Source organism: Microbulbifer maximicatervae (SeqCode) (assembly GCF_052467825.1).
Window position 1 is genome coordinate 2,000,861 of the sequence record NZ_CP174327.1, and the last position, 17,471, is coordinate 2,018,331.

General features: G+C 54.5%; 23 protein-coding genes. 22 read left to right on the forward strand and 1 reads right to left on the reverse strand.

What is annotated here, in order from left to right; genetic code table 11:
• Positions 1 to 46 precede the first annotated feature (46 nt).
• The 5 genes from rpoC to tuf all read left to right on the forward strand — a co-directional run bounded on the left by rpoC (position 47) and on the right by tuf (position 8,948).
• On the forward strand, positions 47 to 4,276 hold the full coding sequence (gene rpoC / locus ACJJII_RS08860; protein WP_282934401.1) for a DNA-directed RNA polymerase subunit beta': 4,230 nt from the start codon (positions 47 to 49) through the stop codon (positions 4,274 to 4,276).
• A 250-nt stretch (positions 4,277 to 4,526) separates the two neighbouring features.
• Entirely contained in the window at positions 4,527 to 4,901 is a 375-nt protein-coding gene (gene rpsL, locus ACJJII_RS08865; RefSeq protein WP_108731651.1) for a 30S ribosomal protein S12, read from the forward strand.
• A 110-nt stretch (positions 4,902 to 5,011) separates the two neighbouring features.
• Complete coding sequence (gene rpsG, locus ACJJII_RS08870; RefSeq protein WP_152451131.1) at positions 5,012 to 5,482, forward strand: 30S ribosomal protein S7; 471 nt, start codon at positions 5,012 to 5,014, stop codon at positions 5,480 to 5,482.
• 90 nt (positions 5,483 to 5,572) lie between these two features.
• A complete protein-coding gene (gene fusA, locus ACJJII_RS08875; RefSeq protein WP_282934400.1) occupies positions 5,573 to 7,678 on the forward strand; it encodes an elongation factor G in 2,106 nt (701 codons plus the stop codon).
• Positions 7,679 to 7,754: 76 nt separating this feature from the next.
• Complete coding sequence (gene tuf / locus ACJJII_RS08880) at positions 7,755 to 8,948, forward strand: elongation factor Tu (RefSeq protein ID WP_108731642.1); 1,194 nt, start codon at positions 7,755 to 7,757, stop codon at positions 8,946 to 8,948.
• Between the two features lie 190 nt (positions 8,949 to 9,138).
• On the opposite strand, the gene ACJJII_RS08885 is transcribed toward tuf, so the two are convergent.
• The gene (locus ACJJII_RS08885; RefSeq protein ID WP_282934399.1) at positions 9,139 to 9,615 is read right to left on the reverse strand and encodes an aminoacyl-tRNA deacylase; all 477 of its coding nucleotides are present in this window, start codon (positions 9,613 to 9,615) and stop codon (positions 9,139 to 9,141) included.
• Between the two features lie 174 nt (positions 9,616 to 9,789).
• Here ACJJII_RS08885 and rpsJ point away from each other — a divergent pair, with 174 nt between their 5' ends.
• The 17 genes from rpsJ (at position 9,790) to rplF (ending at position 17,470) form a co-directional block, all read left to right on the forward strand.
• A complete protein-coding gene (gene rpsJ / locus ACJJII_RS08890; RefSeq protein ID WP_010133849.1) occupies positions 9,790 to 10,101 on the forward strand; it encodes a 30S ribosomal protein S10 in 312 nt (103 codons plus the stop codon).
• Positions 10,102 to 10,211: 110 nt separating this feature from the next.
• A complete protein-coding gene (rplC, locus tag ACJJII_RS08895) occupies positions 10,212 to 10,847 on the forward strand; it encodes a 50S ribosomal protein L3 (protein ID WP_444914830.1) in 636 nt (211 codons plus the stop codon).
• Between the two features lie 18 nt (positions 10,848 to 10,865).
• Positions 10,866 to 11,480, forward strand: a complete 615-nt coding sequence (rplD, locus tag ACJJII_RS08900) for a 50S ribosomal protein L4 (protein ID WP_020411385.1) — start codon at positions 10,866 to 10,868, stop codon at positions 11,478 to 11,480.
• Complete coding sequence (rplW, locus tag ACJJII_RS08905; RefSeq protein ID WP_282934398.1) at positions 11,477 to 11,773, forward strand: 50S ribosomal protein L23; 297 nt, start codon at positions 11,477 to 11,479, stop codon at positions 11,771 to 11,773. The genes rplD and rplW overlap by 4 nt, the downstream gene beginning before the upstream one ends.
• Positions 11,774 to 11,787: 14 nt before the next feature.
• Positions 11,788 to 12,612: a 50S ribosomal protein L2 gene (gene rplB / locus ACJJII_RS08910; RefSeq protein WP_108731657.1), complete on the forward strand. Its 825-nt coding sequence runs from the start codon at positions 11,788 to 11,790 to the stop codon at positions 12,610 to 12,612.
• A gap of 37 nt (positions 12,613 to 12,649) precedes the next feature.
• A complete protein-coding gene (gene rpsS / locus ACJJII_RS08915) occupies positions 12,650 to 12,928 on the forward strand; it encodes a 30S ribosomal protein S19 (protein WP_069946924.1) in 279 nt (92 codons plus the stop codon).
• Between the two features lie 15 nt (positions 12,929 to 12,943).
• On the forward strand, positions 12,944 to 13,276 hold the full coding sequence (gene rplV, locus ACJJII_RS08920; protein ID WP_282934397.1) for a 50S ribosomal protein L22: 333 nt from the start codon (positions 12,944 to 12,946) through the stop codon (positions 13,274 to 13,276).
• A gap of 19 nt (positions 13,277 to 13,295) precedes the next feature.
• Complete coding sequence (gene rpsC / locus ACJJII_RS08925) at positions 13,296 to 13,976, forward strand: 30S ribosomal protein S3 (RefSeq protein WP_282934396.1); 681 nt, start codon at positions 13,296 to 13,298, stop codon at positions 13,974 to 13,976.
• An 11-nt stretch (positions 13,977 to 13,987) separates the two neighbouring features.
• Entirely contained in the window at positions 13,988 to 14,401 is a 414-nt protein-coding gene (gene rplP / locus ACJJII_RS08930) for a 50S ribosomal protein L16 (protein ID WP_282934395.1), read from the forward strand.
• Positions 14,401 to 14,592: a 50S ribosomal protein L29 gene (gene rpmC / locus ACJJII_RS08935; RefSeq protein ID WP_020411392.1), complete on the forward strand. Its 192-nt coding sequence runs from the start codon at positions 14,401 to 14,403 to the stop codon at positions 14,590 to 14,592. The genes rplP and rpmC overlap by 1 nt, the downstream gene beginning before the upstream one ends.
• 2 nt (positions 14,593 to 14,594) lie before the next feature.
• Positions 14,595 to 14,858 (forward strand): 30S ribosomal protein S17, encoded by a 264-nt coding sequence (rpsQ, locus tag ACJJII_RS08940; RefSeq protein WP_108731660.1) that lies wholly within the window; start codon positions 14,595 to 14,597, stop codon positions 14,856 to 14,858.
• Positions 14,859 to 14,904: 46 nt separating this feature from the next.
• Positions 14,905 to 15,273 (forward strand): 50S ribosomal protein L14, encoded by a 369-nt coding sequence (rplN, locus tag ACJJII_RS08945; RefSeq protein ID WP_067151032.1) that lies wholly within the window; start codon positions 14,905 to 14,907, stop codon positions 15,271 to 15,273.
• 20 nt (positions 15,274 to 15,293) lie between these two features.
• On the forward strand, positions 15,294 to 15,605 hold the full coding sequence (gene rplX, locus ACJJII_RS08950; RefSeq protein WP_108731661.1) for a 50S ribosomal protein L24: 312 nt from the start codon (positions 15,294 to 15,296) through the stop codon (positions 15,603 to 15,605).
• A 31-nt stretch (positions 15,606 to 15,636) separates the two neighbouring features.
• A complete protein-coding gene (gene rplE, locus ACJJII_RS08955) occupies positions 15,637 to 16,176 on the forward strand; it encodes a 50S ribosomal protein L5 (protein ID WP_020411396.1) in 540 nt (179 codons plus the stop codon).
• A gap of 9 nt (positions 16,177 to 16,185) precedes the next feature.
• The gene (gene rpsN / locus ACJJII_RS08960; RefSeq protein WP_020411397.1) at positions 16,186 to 16,491 is read left to right on the forward strand and encodes a 30S ribosomal protein S14; all 306 of its coding nucleotides are present in this window, start codon (positions 16,186 to 16,188) and stop codon (positions 16,489 to 16,491) included.
• A 40-nt stretch (positions 16,492 to 16,531) separates the two neighbouring features.
• Positions 16,532 to 16,924 carry a 30S ribosomal protein S8 gene (gene rpsH, locus ACJJII_RS08965; RefSeq protein WP_282934394.1) on the forward strand — a complete coding sequence of 131 codons (393 nt, stop codon included), beginning with the start codon at positions 16,532 to 16,534 and terminating at the stop codon, positions 16,922 to 16,924.
• A gap of 12 nt (positions 16,925 to 16,936) precedes the next feature.
• Positions 16,937 to 17,470, forward strand: a complete 534-nt coding sequence (gene rplF, locus ACJJII_RS08970) for a 50S ribosomal protein L6 (protein WP_282934393.1) — start codon at positions 16,937 to 16,939, stop codon at positions 17,468 to 17,470.
• Position 17,471: the final 1 nt, after the last annotated feature.

Below are 17,471 nucleotides of genomic sequence, written 5' to 3' on the forward strand. Positions count from 1 at the left end.
GCTAGTGCGAGTGCCGGGTTGACTACCCCCTAGTGGAGGAAAGGCCTTGAAAGATTTATTAAATCTGGTGAAGTCCCAGGAGCAGCTGGAAGAGTTTGATGCGATTCGTATCGGTCTGGCATCACCGGACATGATTCGCTCCTGGTCCTACGGCGAAGTGAAAAAGCCGGAGACCATCAACTACCGTACCTTCAAGCCCGAGCGTGAAGGCTTGTTCTGTGCCAAGATCTTTGGCCCGGTAAAAGACTACGAGTGCCTGTGCGGTAAGTACAAGCGCATGAAGCACCGCGGCATTATCTGTGAGAAGTGTGGCGTTGAAGTGACCAAGGCCAAGGTTCGCCGTGAGCGTATGGGTCACATCGAGCTGGCCAGCCCGGTTGCACACATCTGGTTCCTGAAGTCACTGCCGTCCCGTATCGGCCTGCTGCTGGACATGACCCTGCGCGATATCGAGCGCGTGCTGTACTTCGAATCTTACGTGGTTACCGAGCCGGGTATGACGACCCTGGAGCGCGGTCAGCTGCTGAATGACGAGCAGTACTTTGAGGCGATGGAAGAGTTCGCCGACGAGTTTGAAGCGAAGATGGGTGCCGAGGCGATCCAGGAGCTGATGGCGGATATCGAGCTGCCCGCAGAAATCCAGCGCCTGCGTGAAGAGATCCCGGCGACCAACTCCGAAACCAAGATCAAGAAACTGTCCAAGCGCCTGAAGCTGCTGGAAGCCTTCTACAAGTCCGGCAACAACCCGGAGTGGATGGTGATGAAGGCTCTGCCGGTTCTGCCGCCGGATCTGCGCCCGCTGGTACCGCTGGATGGCGGTCGTTTCGCGACCTCCGATCTGAACGACCTCTACCGTCGTGTGATCAACCGTAACAACCGTCTGAAGCGTCTGCTTGAGCTGAACGCGCCGGACATTATCGTGCGCAACGAAAAGCGCATGCTGCAGGAATCTGTTGACGCACTGCTGGATAACGGCCGTCGTGGTCGCGCCATCACCGGCTCCAACAAGCGCCCGCTGAAGTCCCTGGCTGACATGATTAAAGGTAAGCAGGGTCGTTTCCGTCAGAACCTGCTGGGTAAGCGTGTTGACTACTCCGGTCGTTCCGTGATCGTGGTAGGTCCGACCCTGCGTCTGCACCAGTGTGGTCTGCCCAAGAAGATGGCACTGGAACTGTTTAAGCCGTTTATCTTTGGCAAGCTGGAATCCCGTGGCCTGGCCACTACGATCAAAGCTGCCAAGAAGATGGTTGAGCGCGAGGAAGCTGTCGTTTGGGATATCCTCGACGAAGTGATCCGCGAGCACCCGGTACTGCTTAACCGTGCACCGACCCTTCACCGTCTGGGTATCCAGGCGTTTGAACCGGTACTGATTGAAGGTAAGGCAATCCAGCTGCACCCGCTGGTTTGTGCGGCCTATAACGCCGACTTCGACGGTGACCAGATGGCGGTACACGTACCGCTGACGATCGAAGCGCAGCTGGAATCCCGCGCGCTGATGATGTCCACCAACAACATCCTGTCGCCTGCCAACGGTGAGCCGATCATCGTACCGTCCCAGGACGTGGTATTGGGTCTGTACTGGATGACCCGCGAGCGCGTTAACGATAAAGGCGAAGGCATGTTCTTCTCCGATATCAAAGAAGTGAGCCGCGCTTTCTACGCCAAGCAGGTTGGTCTGCAAGCGAAGATCAAGGTGCGTATCCGCGAAAATATCGTCGGCGAAGACGGTGAGAAGCACGAGACTATCTCCATTCAGGACACCACTGTAGGCCGCGCGCTGCTGTGGAACATCGTGCCGGAAGGCCTGCCGTTTGCGCACGTTAACCAGCCGATGAAGAAAAAGGCGATCTCCCGCGCCCTGAACGAGTGCTACCGCAAGGTAGGCCTGAAGGCGACGGTTATTTTTGCCGACCAGCTGATGTACACCGGTTTCGACTTCTCTACCAAGTCCGGTTCCTCCATTGGTGTGAACGACTTTGAGATTCCAGCTGAGAAAGCTGAACTGATCGATGCCGCTGAAGCGGAAGTGAAAGAGATTGAAAGCCAGTTTGCTTCCGGCCTGGTAACCCAGGGTGAGAAGTACAACAAGGTTATCGACGTTTGGTCCCGTACCAACGACAAGGTAACCCAGGCGATGATGGCCGGTATCAAGAAAGAGAAGGTGATCGACCGCGAGGGCAACGAGACCAAGCAGGACTCCTTCAACTCCGTATACATGTACGCCGACTCCGGTGCCCGTGGTTCTGAAGCGCAGATTCGTCAGCTCGCTGGTATGCGTGGTCTGATGGCCCGTCCGGATGGCTCCATTATCGAGAACGCCATTACGGCAAACTTCCGTGAAGGTCTGACCGTACAGCAGTACTTCATCTCGACCCACGGTGCTCGTAAAGGTCTGGCGGATACCGCACTGAAAACCGCTAACTCCGGTTACCTGACCCGTCGTCTGGTTGACGTGGCCCAGGACGTGGTAATTACCGAGCTGGATTGTGGCACCGACGACGGTCTGACCATGGCGCCGGTAATCGAGGGCGGTGACGTTATCGAATCTCTCGGTGACCGTATCCTCGGCCGTGTTGTGGCCCGCGATGTACTGAAGCCGGGCAGCGATGAAATCGCCGTTTCCGCCGGCACTATGATCGACGAGAAGTGGGTAGAGCGCATCGAAGCCATGGGCATCGATGAGGTTCTGGTTCGCTCCCCGATCACCTGTGAGACTGCACACGGTATCTGTGCCCAGTGTTACGGCCGCGACCTGGCCCGTGGCCACCGCGCCAACCCGGGTGAGTCTGTGGGCGTTGTTGCCGCACAGTCCATCGGTGAGCCGGGCACCCAGCTGACCATGCGTACCTTCCACATCGGTGGTGCTGCAAGCCGTGCCTCTGCTGCGGACAGCATCCAGGTGAAGCAGGGCGGTACCGTACGTCTGCATAATGTTAAGACGGTTAAGACCGAAGTTGGCACTCTGGTAGCCGTGTCCCGTTCCGGTGAGCTGGCGATTGCCGACAGCGCCGGTCGCGAGCGCGAGCGCTACAAGCTACCTTACGGTGCTGTGATCAGCGTCTACGAAGGTGCCGAGGTAGACGGTGGCCAGATCGTGGCCAAGTGGGACCCGCACACCCACCCGATCATCACCGAGGTAGCCGGTTGGGTGAAACTGTCCGGTATGGAAGAAGGGCTCTCCATCCGCAAGCAGACCGACGATATCACTGGTCTGTCTTCTATCGAGATTATCGATCCGGCCGAGCGCCCGGCAGCGGGTAAAGATCTGCGCCCAGCGGTAACCCTGCTGGATGAGAACGGCGAAGAGTTGACTCTGGCTAACAGTAATGCGCCTGCGCACTACGCCTTGCCGCCGCGTGCAATCCTCAGCCTGGCTGAAGGTAAGCAGGTGAACGTGGGTGACGTAATTGCACGTATTCCGCAGGAATCCGGCGGTACCAAGGATATCACCGGTGGTCTGCCCCGCGTTGCCGACCTGTTTGAAGCGCGTAAGCCGAAAGAGCCGTCCATTCTGGCGGAAATCTCCGGTACCGTTTCCTTCGGTAAGGAGACCAAAGGCAAGGTTCGTCTGCAGATTACTCCGCGCGACGGCAAGCCGCTGGCCAATGGTAAGGACCACTACGAGGTTCTGATTCCAAAGCACCGCCAGCTGACCGTGTTCGAAGGTGAAACCGTAGAGAAGGGTGAGGTTATCTCCGATGGCCCGTCCAACCCGCACGATATTCTGCGCCTGAAAGGTGTTGAAGAGCTGGCTCGCTACATCACCAACGAGATCCAGGAGGTTTACCGCCTCCAGGGTGTAGGTATTAACGATAAGCACATCGAAACCATCGTGCGTCAGATGCTGCGTAAAGTTGAAGTCACCGAGATGGGTGATTCCAGCTTGATTAAGGGCGACCAGGTTGAATACCAGCGCGTGATCGAAGAGAACGAACAGCTGCGTGCCGAGAACAAGCAGCCCGCTCAGTTCGAGCGCCTGCTGCTGGGTATTACCAAAGCGTCCCTGGCAACTGAGTCCTTCCTGTCAGCGGCTTCGTTCCAGGAAACCACTCGCGTTCTGACCGAAGCGGCGGTAACTGGTAAGGAAGACAACCTGCGCGGCTTGAAAGAGAACGTGGTTGTGGGTCGACTGATCCCGGCTGGTACCGGTCTGGCTTACCACAGCGAGCGCAAGCGCAAACGCAGCCTGCAGTTGGAAGAGGCCTTCGGTGAAGGACCTTCCGCAGCTGAGGTTGAAGCAGCTCTGACTGAGGCTCTGAAGTCCTCAGGCGAATAAGGCGTATCCCACTCTATCTGTTGGTGGAGTGGGGTAGGTTGGGGCACTTAGGTGCCCGATCTGATATTGGCGACTGTCTGTGATGTAAGCACTTACTTCCGTCGCCGATTGACTAGGCGGGTTGTCGCTTATAGAATGCGGCCCCCGCTTATGTGGGGTGTTCCGTTTGATCCCAGGATCGGACGATACACACAGACGATAGGCCCTCACTGTTAGAGGTGGGGGCATTTTATTTTTGGAGTGATTTTTAATGGCAACGATCAACCAGTTGGTTCGTAAGCCGAGAAAACGCAAAGTTGAAAAAAGCGACGTTCCTGCTCTGCAGGCTAGCCCGCAGCGTCGCGGAGTTTGCACTCGTGTGTACACCACTACACCGAAGAAGCCGAACTCTGCACTGCGTAAGGTTTGCCGTGTGCGTCTGACCAGCGGTTACGAAGTAACTTCGTACATCGGTGGTGAAGGCCACAACCTGCAAGAGCACAGCGTGGTACTGATTCGCGGCGGTCGTGTAAAAGACCTGCCGGGTGTGCGCTACCACACTGTACGCGGTGCACTTGACTGTGCCGGCGTAAACGATCGCAAGCAGGGCCGTTCTAAGTACGGCGCCAAGCGTCCTAAAGGTTAATCACCTTTAACGATTTGCGTTTCGGTTTCCAACCGGAGTAAGGCTGAGCTCGCCGGATTGTAATGTTTTACGGCGGCGTCTCAGAATAACCCTGAAGAGAGGCAATACCCATGCCGAGAAGACGAGTAGTCGCCAAGCGCGAAGTGCTACCGGACCCCAAGTTCGGGAACGTCACCCTGGCCAAGTTCATGAACCACGTCATGATCAGCGGCAAGAAGTCAGTTGCAGAGCGTATCGTATACGGTGCACTTGAAACTATTTCTGAAAAATTGAACAAAGATCCGATCGAAGTATTCGAGGAGTCTTTGGAAAATATCGCGCCTATGGTGGAAGTAAAGTCCCGCCGTGTTGGTGGTGCGACGTATCAGGTGCCTGTAGAAGTGCGCCCCTCGCGTCGTACGGCTCTGGCAATGCGTTGGTTGGTGGAGTTCTCCCGTAAGCGCGGTGAGAAATCTATGGCTCAGCGTCTGGCCAACGAAATGATCGATGCAGCCCAAAACAAGGGTGGCGCGGTCAAGAAGCGTGAAGATGTACACCGCATGGCAGAAGCCAACAAGGCATTCTCTCACTACCGCTTCTAAGTCTGATGAATACCAACATCGGAAATTAATACCGAAAGGCAGCACGGAAAATTCCAGGCTGCCTTTTGCCGTTATATCGAGGATACAACTGTGGCACGTAAAACGCCCATCGCACGTTACCGTAACATCGGTATCTGTGCCCACGTAGATGCCGGTAAAACCACTACTACCGAGCGCGTACTTTTCTACACTGGTCTATCCCACAAAATTGGTGAAGTACACGAAGGTGCTGCCACCATGGACTGGATGGAGCAGGAGCAGGAGCGTGGTATCACCATTACTTCTGCTGCGACTACCTGTTTCTGGTCTGGCATGCAGCAGCAGTTCGACCAGCACCGCGTAAACATCATCGATACCCCAGGACACGTTGACTTCACTATTGAAGTTGAGCGCTCCCTGCGCGTACTCGACGGTGCTGTTGTTGTACTGTGTGGCTCCTCTGGTGTTCAGCCTCAGACTGAAACCGTATGGCGCCAGGCGAACAAATACGAAGTACCGCGCATGGTATTCGTAAACAAAATGGACCGCGCCGGTGCGAACTACCGCAACGTTGTGAGCCAGCTGAAAGACCGCTTGAACGCGAATGCTGTCCCTCTGCAGATGACCATCGGCTCTGAGGACGAGTTCAAGGGTGTTGTTGACCTGGTGAAGATGAAGGCCATTCTGTGGAATGAAGCCGACCAGGGCATGACTTTCGACTACGCTGACATCCCCGCTGAGCTACAGGACGAGTGCGACGAAATGCGCGAGTACCTGGTAGAAGCGGCCGCTGAAGCCAGCGAAGAGTTGATGGAAAAATACCTGGAAGAAGGTGAGCTGTCCGAAGAAGAAATCAAGGCAGCTATCCGTCAGCGTACCCTGGCCAACGAAATTGTACCGGTTCTGGGCGGTTCTGCGTTCAAGAACAAGGGTGTACAGGCTGTACTGGACGCAGTTATCGAATACCTGCCGGCGCCGACTGAAGTTAAGGCGATCGAAGGTACTCTGGAAGATGGCGAAACTGTTGAGAGCCGCGAAGCTGACGACAACGCGCCGTTCGCTGCACTGGCGTTCAAAATTGCTACCGACCCCTTCGTTGGTACCCTGACTTTCTTCCGTGTTTACTCCGGTAAGCTGGAGAGCGGTACTGCGGTATACAACTCCGTAAAAATGAAGAAAGAGCGTGTCGGTCGTATGGTGCAAATGCACTCCAACGATCGTCAGGAAATTAAAGAAGTACTGGCTGGTGACATCGCTGCTGCGATTGGTCTGAAAGACGTAACCACTGGTGACACCCTGTGCTCCGAAGCCAACAAGATTGTTCTGGAGCGTATGGAGTTCCCCGAGCCAGTAATTTCTGTTGCGGTTGAGCCCAAGTCCAAGCCGGACCAGGAAAAAATGGGTATTGCCCTCGGCAAGCTGGCCCAGGAAGATCCGTCCTTCCGCGTGAAGACTGACGAGGAAACCGGTCAGACCATTATTTCCGGTATGGGTGAATTGCACCTGGATATCATCGTTGACCGCATGAAGCGTGAGTTCAACGTTGAAGCGAACATCGGTAAGCCTCAGGTTGCCTACCGTGAAACTATCCGCAACACCTCTGAGATCGAAGGCAAGTTCGTTCGTCAGTCCGGTGGTCGCGGTCAGTACGGTCACGTATGGGTGAAGTTTGAGCCCGCCGAAGACGAGTCTCAGGAAGGTCTGGAATTCGTTAACGAAATCGTGGGCGGTGCAGTACCGAAGGAATACATTCCTGCGGTACAGAAAGGTATCGAAGAGCAGATGAAGAACGGTGTTCTGGCTGGCTACCCGCTGCTGGGCCTGAAGGCGACTCTGTACGACGGTTCCTTCCACGATGTGGACTCCAATGAAATGGCGTTTAAGATCGCCGGTTCTATGGCGACCAAGAAGCTGTCCAGTCAGGGCGGTGCGGTACTGCTCGAGCCGATGATGAAGGTGGAAGTGGTAACTCCGGAAGAGAACATGGGTGATGTGGTTGGTGACCTCAACCGTCGCCGTGGTCTCATCCAGGGTATGGAAGACAACCCCTCCGGTAAGGTTGTCAATGCGGAAGTACCTCTGGCAGAAATGTTCGGTTACGCAACCGACCTGCGTTCTGCTACTCAGGGCCGTGCTACCTACACCATGGAATTCCTGAAGTACGCCGAAGCGCCGAAAAATGTTGCCGATGAGATCATCGCCAAGACTAAGGCCTAATTAACTTCTGCTTAAAGGGGGCCGGGCCAACAGCTGGGGCCCCTTTGGCAAACTTTTAGCTAGAGGACATCTAAAGATGGCAAAAGAAAAGTTTGAACGTTCCAAGCCCCACGTGAACGTGGGCACCATCGGTCACGTTGACCACGGTAAAACCACCCTGACTGCTGCTCTGACCCGCGTATGTGCGGAAGTTTGGGGCGGTGACGCTGTTGCTTTCGACGGTATCGACAATGCACCGGAAGAGCGTGAGCGCGGTATCACCATCGCTACTTCTCACGTTGAGTACGAGTCCCCGACTCGCCACTACGCTCACGTAGATTGCCCGGGACACGCCGACTACGTTAAGAACATGATCACCGGTGCTGCTCAGATGGACGGCGCTATTCTGGTATGTTCCGCAGCTGACGGCCCCATGCCGCAGACTCGTGAGCACATCCTGCTTTCCCGTCAGGTAGGTGTACCTTACATCGTTGTATTCCTGAACAAAGCGGACATGGTAGACGACGAAGAGCTGCTCGAGCTGGTAGAAATGGAAGTTCGCGAACTTCTGGATCAGTACGAGTTCCCAGGTGACGACACTCCGATCATCGTTGGCTCCGCTCTGATGGCCCTGAACGGCGAAGACGACAACGAAATGGGTACTACCGCTGTTAAGAAGCTGGTAGAGACTCTGGACGAGTACATCCCTGAGCCAGAGCGCGCTGTAGATCAGCCGTTCCTGATGCCGATCGAAGACGTATTCTCTATCTCTGGCCGTGGTACTGTTGTAACTGGTCGTGTAGAGCGCGGTGTGATCAACACTGGCGACGAGATCGAAATCGTTGGTATCAAAGAAACCACCACTACTACCTGTACTGGTGTTGAAATGTTCCGCAAGCTGCTCGACGAAGGTCGTGCTGGTGAGAACATCGGCGCACTGCTGCGCGGCACCAAGCGTGACGAAGTAGAGCGTGGTCAGGTACTGGCTAAGCCGGGCTCCATCACTCCGCACACCAAGTTCGAAGCGGAAGTGTATGTACTGTCCAAGGACGAAGGTGGTCGTCACACCCCGTTCTTCAAAGGCTACCGTCCTCAGTTCTACTTCCGTACTACCGACGTAACTGGTGCGGTAGAGCTGCCGGAAGGTACTGAAATGGTAATGCCGGGCGACAACATTCAAATGGTTGTTACCCTGATCGCTCCGATCGCCATGGAAGACGGCCTGCGCTTCGCTATCCGCGAAGGTGGCCGTACCGTAGGTGCGGGCGTTGTTGCCAAGATCATCGAGTAATAGTTACTCCTGATCTAAAAAAAAAGCCGCAGCGGACGCGCTGCGGCTTTTTTTATGCCCGATAATTAATTGCTTACACCAACTGGTGTTGTTGGATGCTACGAGCATCATCCCTCTCTGCTAACGACTCACTGTTGAATCCTTTCCGGCATATCTGCGGCCGCTAATATTTGCTTTTAATCTAGCGAGCTTATGGCCAATCCCGGCTTAAATCACAGCTTCTGCTGCCCGCAAACAGCTTGGTGAATTGAGGGCCGCTCATCTCGACCAGCTCTTCGTGGTCACCGGCCTCAAAGTAAATGGTTTCACGGTGTCCAAGACTGGTGTCTAGTAGGGTGGTAATGCCGTAAGCCTGGCCTAGGGCGGGCAGGGCGCCCAGTTCACAGTCTGGGAATATGGCGCCGAGTTCGGTTTCCGAGACCATTTGTAGTGAGTTTCGCCCGGTCTCATTGTGGAGCGAGCGCATATCTAGGCTGCTGCTGGCTGGGATCACAGCCATTACGTAACCCTCTATATCCTGAAGCAAAATCGCTTTTGCCACCTGATCCTCACGCACATGGGCGGCGCGGGCGCTTTCCCGGCTGGTGCGAGTGTGTGGGTGCTGAATCAGATGGTAATCGACCGATTGGTCATTTAAATATTGACTGAGTGTTGCGGCGATAGTCATTGTGGATACCTCGTTCCGCTTGGGGTACTCAATTGTAGTTTCAGCAGATTGAAATTTGATCAGCCTGTACAGTTGACAGCCTGCTGCGCTCCCCGTAGAATTCGCGCTCCTTTTCGCCCGCCCTCGGGGCTGCGTAAGAGGACGTTCTTTAGTTAATAATTGGAGTTTGATTCCATGCAGGGTCAACGTATCCGTATTCGCCTGAAGGCCTTCGATCACAAGCTGATCGACGCGTCCACTCAGGAGATCGTAGAGACGGCTAAGCGCACTGGCGCACAAGTTCGCGGTCCTATCCCGCTGCCGACTCGCAAAGAGAAGTACACCGTACTGATTTCCCCGCACGTTAATAAAGACGCTCGCGATCAGTATGAGATCCGTACTCACAAGCGTTTGCTGGACATCGTTGAGCCTACCGAGAAAACCGTCGACGCGCTGATGAAGCTCGATCTGGCGGCCGGTGTTGAGGTCCAAATTAGTCTCGGCTAACACTTTTACTAACTACCGAATCCCGGGCGAAAACGGTCCGGGTAGTGTAACGCTCTGAGATTGGGCGGCCGCAGTGGGTTAAAGCCCCGTGCACTGAGAGGTTAAAAAAGATGACTATAGGTATTGTCGGCCGCAAGAGCGGCATGACTCGCATCTTCACTGAAGATGGCGTATCCATTCCGGTAACCGTTGTTGAGGTTGCTCCGAATCGCGTCACCCAAGTGAAAACTCAGGAAACTGACGGTTACAGCGCTGTTCAAGTAGCAGTAGGCAGCCGCAAAGCTTCCCGTGTCTCCAAGCCCGCAGCGGGCCACTTCGCCAAAGCCAATGTAGAGGCTGGCACAAATCTTTTCGAACTGCGCACTGACGGTTCCGAAGAGACTTTCGATATCGGTTCTGAAATTACTGTTTCCAGCTTCGAAGCTGGCCAGATGATCGACGTAACCGGCACTTCCAAAGGTAAAGGCTTCCAGGGCGGCGTTAAGCGTTGGAATTTCCGCACCCAGGACGCAACCCACGGTAACTCCCTGTCTCACCGCGCACCCGGTTCTATCGGTCAATGTCAGACTCCTGGCCGCGTATGGAAAGGCAAGAAGATGGCCGGACACATGGGTGCTGAGCGCGTAACCGTGCAAAACCTGGAAGTGGTTCGTGTCGATGCCGAACGCAACCTGCTGTTGGTTAAAGGCGCTGTACCCGGTGCACCCGGTGGCAACGTTATCGTTCGTCCGGCAGTTAAAGCCTAAGTCTGAGGGGAAATAGATATGGAACTGAATATCGCTACTCCCGAAGGCGCTAAAGGCACAGTAGCTGTCTCTGAAGTGACTTTCGGACGTGAGTTCAACCAAGATCTGGTACACCAGGCAGTTGTGGCCTACATGGCCGGCGCTCGCCAGGGTACCAAGGCGCAGAAAAATCGTTCCGATGTTTCTGGTGGTGGTAAGAAGCCATGGCGCCAAAAAGGTACTGGCCGCGCACGTGCCGGTACTATCCGCAGCCCGCTGTGGCGTTCCGGTGGCGTAACTTTCGCCGCTGATCCGCGCGATCACAGCGTTAAGCTGAACAAAAAAATGTACCGCGCTGCACTGCGTTGCATTCTGTCTGAGCTGGCTCGTCAGGAGCGCCTGGTAGTGGTTGAGTCCTTTGATGTGGACGCACCCAAGACCAAGCAGCTGGTAAGCAAACTGGCTCAGTTTGACCTGTCCGATGCGCTGATCGTGACTGAAGAGGTTAGCGAAAACCTCTACCTGGCCGCACGCAACTTGCACAAGATCGACGTCCGCGATGTACAGGCGATCGATCCAGTAAGCCTGATTCGCTTTGATAAGGTCGTGGTTACCGTTTCTGCGCTCAAGAAAATTGAAGAGGTGCTGGGATGAACCAAGAGCGACTCTACAAAGTACTGCTGGGCCCGGTAATTTCCGAAAAAGCTGCTGGACTGGCGGATAGCGCCAACCAGGTAGTTTTCAAGGTTACCACCGACGCCGAAAAAGCTGAGATCAAGGCTGCGGTTGAGAAGCTGTTTAACGTTTCCGTTGAGCAGGTTCGCACCGTGAACGTAAAGGGTAAAACCAAGCGCACTCGCAATGGCATGGGCCAGCGCAGCGATTGGAAAAAAGCCTACGTTCGCCTGGCTGAGGGCAGCGACATCAATTTTGAAGCTGCTGAGTAAAGGGGACCGTTACAATGGCAATTGTAAAAACAAAACCGACCTCCGCCGGCCGTCGTCACCTGGTTAAGGTTGTTAACACCGACCTGCACAAGGGTGCTCCTTACGCTCCTCTGTTGGAGAGCAAGAGCAAAAGTGGTGGCCGTAACAACAATGGTCGTATCACTACCCGTCACATCGGTGGTGGCCACAAGCAGCACTACCGTGTAATCGACTTCAAGCGCAACAAAGACGGTATTCCGGCTAAAGTTGAGCGTCTGGAGTACGATCCCAACCGCAGCGCACACATCGCTCTGGTGTGTTACGCCGACGGTGAGCGTCGTTACATTATCGCACCGAAAGGCCTGAAAGCAGGTGCCACCATTCAGTCCGGCGATGCCGCACCGATTGTTGTGGGTAACACTCTGCCTCTGCGCAACGTTCCGGTAGGTTCTGTAATCCACGCGATCGAGCTGAAGCCAGGCAAAGGCGCTCAGCTGGCCCGTTCTGCTGGTGCCTCTGTGCAGCTGGTAGCTCGTGAAGGTCAGTATGCGACCATTCGTCTGCGTTCCGGCGAAATGCGCAAGGTTCTCGCTGAGTGCCGCGCAACCCTGGGTGAAGTGAGCAACTCCGAGCACAGCCTGCGCAAGCTGGGTAAAGCCGGTGCTGCACGCTGGCGTGGTGTTCGTCCTACCGTTCGCGGTGTGGCGATGAACCCGGTAGATCACCCGCACGGTGGTGGTGAAGGCCGTACCTCTGGTGGTCGTCATCCGGTTACTCCGTGGGGCGTTCCGACCAAGGGTAAGAAAACGCGCAAGAACAAGCGCACCGATAAGATGATAGTACGTCGTCGCGGCAAGTAAGCCGCGCGATGTCTGAGCAGCTAGAGAGGAATCGACAGTGCCACGCTCATTAAAGAAAGGTCCCTTTATTGATCTGCATTTGATCAAGAAGGTGGAGGCAGCGATTGCAGCAAACGATCGTCGGCCGATTAAAACCTGGTCCCGCCGTTCCATGATTATGCCGGAAATGGTTGGACTGACGATTGCCGTGCACAACGGTCGTCAACACGTGCCCGTTTTGGTTAACGAAGAAATGGTTGGCCATAAACTGGGCGAGTTCGCTGCTACCCGCACTTACCGCGGTCATGCTGCGGACAAGAAAGCGAAGAAGCGCTAAGCCGAGGTTATAAAGATGGAAGTAGCAGCAAAATTACGCGGCGCACGTCTATCGGCGCAAAAGGCGCGACTGGTAGCTGATCAGGTTCGCGGCAAAGGCGTTGAAGAGGCCCTGGATATACTGGCTTTCAGTACTAAAAAGGGTGCGGCGATCATTAAGAAAGTACTGGAGTCGGCCATTGCCAACGCTGAGCACAACGAAGGTGCTGACGTTGACGAGCTGAAGGTTTCCACAATTTTTGTGGACGAAGGTATGACCATGAAGCGCATTAAGCCGCGTGCTAAAGGTCGTGCTGATCGCATTCTTAAGCGTACTTGTCACATCACTGTGAAAGTGGCCGAGAAATAAGAGAGCAGGCGAGAAAACCATGGGACAAAAAGTACATCCTACCGGCATTCGTCTGGGTATCGTTAAAAAGCATACCTCTGTTTGGTATGCCGGCAGCGACGAGTACGCAGACAAGCTGTACACGGATCTGAAAGTTCGCGAATACATTCGCAAAAAACTGGCCCACGCTTCTGTGAGCCGTATCGAGATCGAACGTCCGGCAAACACTGCACGTGTGAAGATTCACACTGCACGTCCGGGCATCGTGATCGGTAAAAAAGGTGAAGACGTAGAACGTCTGCGCAAAGAAGTAAGCGCGCAGATGGGCGTACCTGTGCACATCGACATCGAAGAAGTGCGCAAGCCTGATATGGACGCGGCTCTGGTTGGCCAGAACGTTGCCCAGCAGCTGGAACGCCGTGTTATGTTCCGTCGCGCTATGAAGCGTGCCGTACAGAACGCTATGCGTCAGGGTGCCGAAGGTATCAAGATTCAAGTAAGTGGCCGTCTTGGCGGTGCAGAAATCGCGCGTACCGAATGGTATCGCGAAGGCCGTGTGCCCCTGCACACCCTGCGCGCCAACATCGACTACGCCAATGTTGAAGCGAAGACTACTTACGGCATCATCGGTATCAAGGTGTGGATCTTTAAAGGCGAGGTAATCGGTGACGAAGTGCCCGATGAGAAGCCGGTAAAGAGCCGCAAAAAAGCTGCTAAATAAGGGGTACGCAAATGCTGCAACCAAAGCGTACAAAATTCCGCAAGGTACAGAAGGGTCGCAACCGCGGTCTTGCTCAGCGCGGCTCTAAAGTGAGCTTTGGCGAGTTTGGCCTTAAGGCTACCGGTCGTGGACGCATTACTGCGCGCCAGATCGAAGCGGCTCGTCGCGCAATGACTCGTCACATTAAACGTGGCGGTAAAATCTGGATTCGTGTGTTTCCAGACAAGCCAATTACCAATAAGCCCCTCGAAGTTCGAATGGGTAAAGGTAAAGGTGGCGTTGAATACTGGGTAGCTCAGATCCAGCCGGGCAAGGTCCTCTATGAGATGGAGGGTGTGTCCGAGGAGCTGGCTCGTGAGGCTTTTGCATTAGCTGCGGCCAAGCTGCCTGTAAAAACAACTTTCGTTAAGCGTTCGGTGATGTAATGAAGACTGCAGATCTACGCGAAAAGTCAGTTGAAGAGCTGAACCAAGAACTGCTGAACCAGCTCGAAGCTCAATTTAAGCTTCGTATGCAAAAATCCACCGGTCAACTGGCTCAGACTCATCTGCTGAAGCAGACTCGTCGCGACATTGCTCGCATAAAGACTGTGTTGACCGAGAAGGCAGGTAATTAATCATGGCTGAAGCAAAACTGAAGCGTACTCTGACCGGCAAGGTTGTGAGTGACAAGATGGATAAAACCATCACCGTTTTGATCGAGCGCCGTGTTAAGCACCCGATCTACGGCAAAATTGTAAACAAGTCCACAAAGCTTAAGGCGCATGACGAGAACAATGATTGCAGCATCGGTGATGTTGTAACCATCGAGGAATCTCGTCCTCTGTCCAAGAGCAAATCTTGGGCTTTGCAGAAAATTGTAGAGCGTGCGGCGAAGGTATAACCCCTAGCGCATTGACTGCCGAATTGAAAGGTTTCGGAGAGAGACAATGATTCAAGCGGAATCCTACTTAGAAGTAGCTGACAACAGTGGGGCTCGCCGCGTCATGTGCATCAAGGTGCTGGGCGGCTCCCATCGTCGTTATGCCGGCGTGGGCGACATTATCAAGGTAACCGTTAAGGAAGCCATCCCCCGCGGTAAAGTGAAGAAAGGTCAGGTAATGAACGCCGTTGTGGTTCGCACCAAAAAAGGTGTGCGTCGCGCGGACGGTTCCCTGATTAAATTTGACGATAACGCAGCGGTGCTGCTGAACCAGCAACTGGCGCCGGTTGGCACCCGTATTTTTGGTCCGGTAACTCGCGAATTGCGCGGTGAGAAGTTCATGAAGATCATCTCCCTCGCTCCCGAAGTTATCTAGGCCTCGAGCGGAGAAGAGTTATGCGCAAGATCAAGCGTGACGACGAAGTGATCGTTATCGCCGGTCGTGACAAGGGCAAACGTGGTTCAGTACGTAAAGTACTGAACGACGGTCGTCTGATTGTCTCCGGCATACAGATGATCAAAAAGCACCAAAAGCCAAACCCACAGATGGGTATTGCAGGTGGCATCGTTGAGAAAGAAGCTGCTATCCAAGCTTCCAACGTAGCCATCTTCAACCCTAACACCCAGAAGGCTGACCGGGTGGGCTTTAAAGTACTGGAAGACGGCACTAAGATTCGCGTCTTCAAATCCAGCGGCGAAGCCATCTAAGGCTCTTGACGCAAAAGCAGGTTGGTAGATCATGGCAAAGCTTAAAGAGCTCTACACTAAGGACCTCGTGGCCAAGCTAAAAGAAGAGCTTGGTCTCGAGAATGTGATGGCAGTGCCGCGCATCACCAAGATCACCATCAACATGGGTGTTGGTGAAGCGATTGGTGATAAGAAGGTGCTGGAGCACGCTGTCAACGATATGACAGCAATTACTGGTCAAAAGCCCATCGTTACTAAAGCGCGCAAGTCTATTGCGGGCTTTAAGATTCGTGACGGTTGGCCGATCGGCTGCAAGGTAACTCTGCGCGGTGAGCGCATGTATGAGTTCCTGGAGCGTTTGGTTGACATCGCGATTCCGCGTATCCGCGACTTCCGTGGCATTAGCCCGAAGCAGTTCGACGGCCGCGGTAACTTCTCTATGGGCGTGACTGAGCAAATCATCTTCCCGGAAATTGACTACGACAAAGTAGACAAGCTCCGCGGTCTGGATATTTGTATTACCACTACAGCTGCAAACGACGATCAAGGTCGTGCGCTGCTGAAAGCGTTCAACTTCCCTTTCAAGGGTTAAGAGGATTCCATGGCGAAGAAATCCATGATTGCGCGCGAAAACAAGCGCGCTCGAACCGCAGCTAAGTACGCCGAGAAGCGTCAAGAGCTGAAGGCGATCATCGCCAGTTCCACTGCTTCCGAAGAGGAGCAGTGGGAGGCTCAACTCAAGCTGCAGAAAATGCCGCGCGATGCAAGCCCGGTACGTCAGCAACGCCGCTGTCGTATTACTGGTCGCCCCCACGCTGTATACCGCAAGTTCGGCCTGTGCCGTAACAAGCTTCGTGAAGCTGCGATGCGTGGTGATGTTCCTGGCCTCGTGAAGTCCAGCTGGTAATTACCAGCTGGTTTAAGGCAGATTTGAGGAGTCTCATAAGATGAGTATGCAAGATCCGTTGGCAGATATGCTGACTCGCATCCGCAACGCCCTGGCGCGCGGAAAGGCGGAAGTCACCCTGCCATCATCCAAACTGAAAGTAGCAGTGGCCAAAGTCCTGAAAGACGAAGGTTACGTTACTGATTTAAACGTAAGCGAAGGCGCTAAGCCGGAACTGACCATTGCTCTGAAATACTTCCAGGGCAAGCCGGTTATTGCCGAGCTCAATCGCGTTTCCCGTCCGGGCCTGCGCGCTTACACTGGTAAAAAAGCTCTGCCTACCGTACGTGGTGGCCTGGGTGTCGCGATCGTTTCCACCTCTAATGGTGTGATGACTGACCGCGCTGCACGTCAGGCTGGTATCGGTGGCGAAGTGCTTTGCACCGTATTCTAAGCGGGGGTTGCAATGTCTCGAGTAGCAAATAGTCCGGTAGTTATCCCCGCAGGTGTAACCGTAGACCTGAAAGGTCAAAATATCGCTGTTAAAGGCGGTAGCGGTAACCTGGATATGGTTATTCACGGTGATGTAGAAGTGAGCGAGGCCGAAAGCCAGCTGACTTTTGCCGCGCGCAATAACTCCAAGCAGGCCAGAGCCTTGGCGGGTACCACCCGTGCTTTGGTCAATAACATGGTGATAGGCGTAAGCAAGGGCTTCGAGAAGAAGCTGCAGTTGCTGGGTGTTGGTTATCGTGCGAAAGCAGCCGGTAAAGCGGTTAACCTGACCCTGGGCTTCTCCCATCCGATCGATTATCAGTTGCCGGAAGGTGTGACTGCGGAAACTCCATCCCAGACTGAAATCGTACTGAAGAGCAGCAATAAACAGCTGCTGGGCCAAGTGGCCGCTGAGATCCGCTCGTTCCGTCCGCCGGAGCCCTACAAAGGTAAGGGTGTCCGTTATGCCGACGAGCGCGTGTATCGCAAAGAGGCCAAGAAGAAGTAAG

Excerpts from the sequence above, each read along its gene's own strand:
- rpsL (WP_108731651.1), top strand. The coding sequence starts at position 4,527 with ATGGCAACGATCAACCAGTTGGTTCGTAAGCCGAGAAAACGCAAAGTT.
- rpsG (WP_152451131.1), top strand. The coding sequence starts at position 5,012 with ATGCCGAGAAGACGAGTAGTCGCCAAGCGCGAAGTGCTACCGGACCCC.
- tuf (WP_108731642.1), top strand. The coding sequence starts at position 7,755 with ATGGCAAAAGAAAAGTTTGAACGTTCCAAGCCCCACGTGAACGTGGGC.
- ACJJII_RS08885 (WP_282934399.1), bottom strand. The coding sequence starts at position 9,615 with ATGACTATCGCCGCAACACTCAGTCAATATTTAAATGACCAATCGGTC.
- rpsJ (WP_010133849.1), top strand. The coding sequence starts at position 9,790 with ATGCAGGGTCAACGTATCCGTATTCGCCTGAAGGCCTTCGATCACAAG.
- rplC (WP_444914830.1), top strand. The coding sequence starts at position 10,212 with ATGACTATAGGTATTGTCGGCCGCAAGAGCGGCATGACTCGCATCTTC.
- rplD (WP_020411385.1), top strand. The coding sequence starts at position 10,866 with ATGGAACTGAATATCGCTACTCCCGAAGGCGCTAAAGGCACAGTAGCT.
- rplW (WP_282934398.1), top strand. The coding sequence starts at position 11,477 with ATGAACCAAGAGCGACTCTACAAAGTACTGCTGGGCCCGGTAATTTCC.
- rplB (WP_108731657.1), top strand. The coding sequence starts at position 11,788 with ATGGCAATTGTAAAAACAAAACCGACCTCCGCCGGCCGTCGTCACCTG.
- rplV (WP_282934397.1), top strand. The coding sequence starts at position 12,944 with ATGGAAGTAGCAGCAAAATTACGCGGCGCACGTCTATCGGCGCAAAAG.
- rpsC (WP_282934396.1), top strand. The coding sequence starts at position 13,296 with ATGGGACAAAAAGTACATCCTACCGGCATTCGTCTGGGTATCGTTAAA.
- rplP (WP_282934395.1), top strand. The coding sequence starts at position 13,988 with ATGCTGCAACCAAAGCGTACAAAATTCCGCAAGGTACAGAAGGGTCGC.
- rpmC (WP_020411392.1), top strand. The coding sequence starts at position 14,401 with ATGAAGACTGCAGATCTACGCGAAAAGTCAGTTGAAGAGCTGAACCAA.
- rpsQ (WP_108731660.1), top strand. The coding sequence starts at position 14,595 with ATGGCTGAAGCAAAACTGAAGCGTACTCTGACCGGCAAGGTTGTGAGT.
- rplN (WP_067151032.1), top strand. The coding sequence starts at position 14,905 with ATGATTCAAGCGGAATCCTACTTAGAAGTAGCTGACAACAGTGGGGCT.
- rplX (WP_108731661.1), top strand. The coding sequence starts at position 15,294 with ATGCGCAAGATCAAGCGTGACGACGAAGTGATCGTTATCGCCGGTCGT.
- rplE (WP_020411396.1), top strand. The coding sequence starts at position 15,637 with ATGGCAAAGCTTAAAGAGCTCTACACTAAGGACCTCGTGGCCAAGCTA.
- rpsN (WP_020411397.1), top strand. The coding sequence starts at position 16,186 with ATGGCGAAGAAATCCATGATTGCGCGCGAAAACAAGCGCGCTCGAACC.
- rpsH (WP_282934394.1), top strand. The coding sequence starts at position 16,532 with ATGAGTATGCAAGATCCGTTGGCAGATATGCTGACTCGCATCCGCAAC.
- rplF (WP_282934393.1), top strand. The coding sequence starts at position 16,937 with ATGTCTCGAGTAGCAAATAGTCCGGTAGTTATCCCCGCAGGTGTAACC.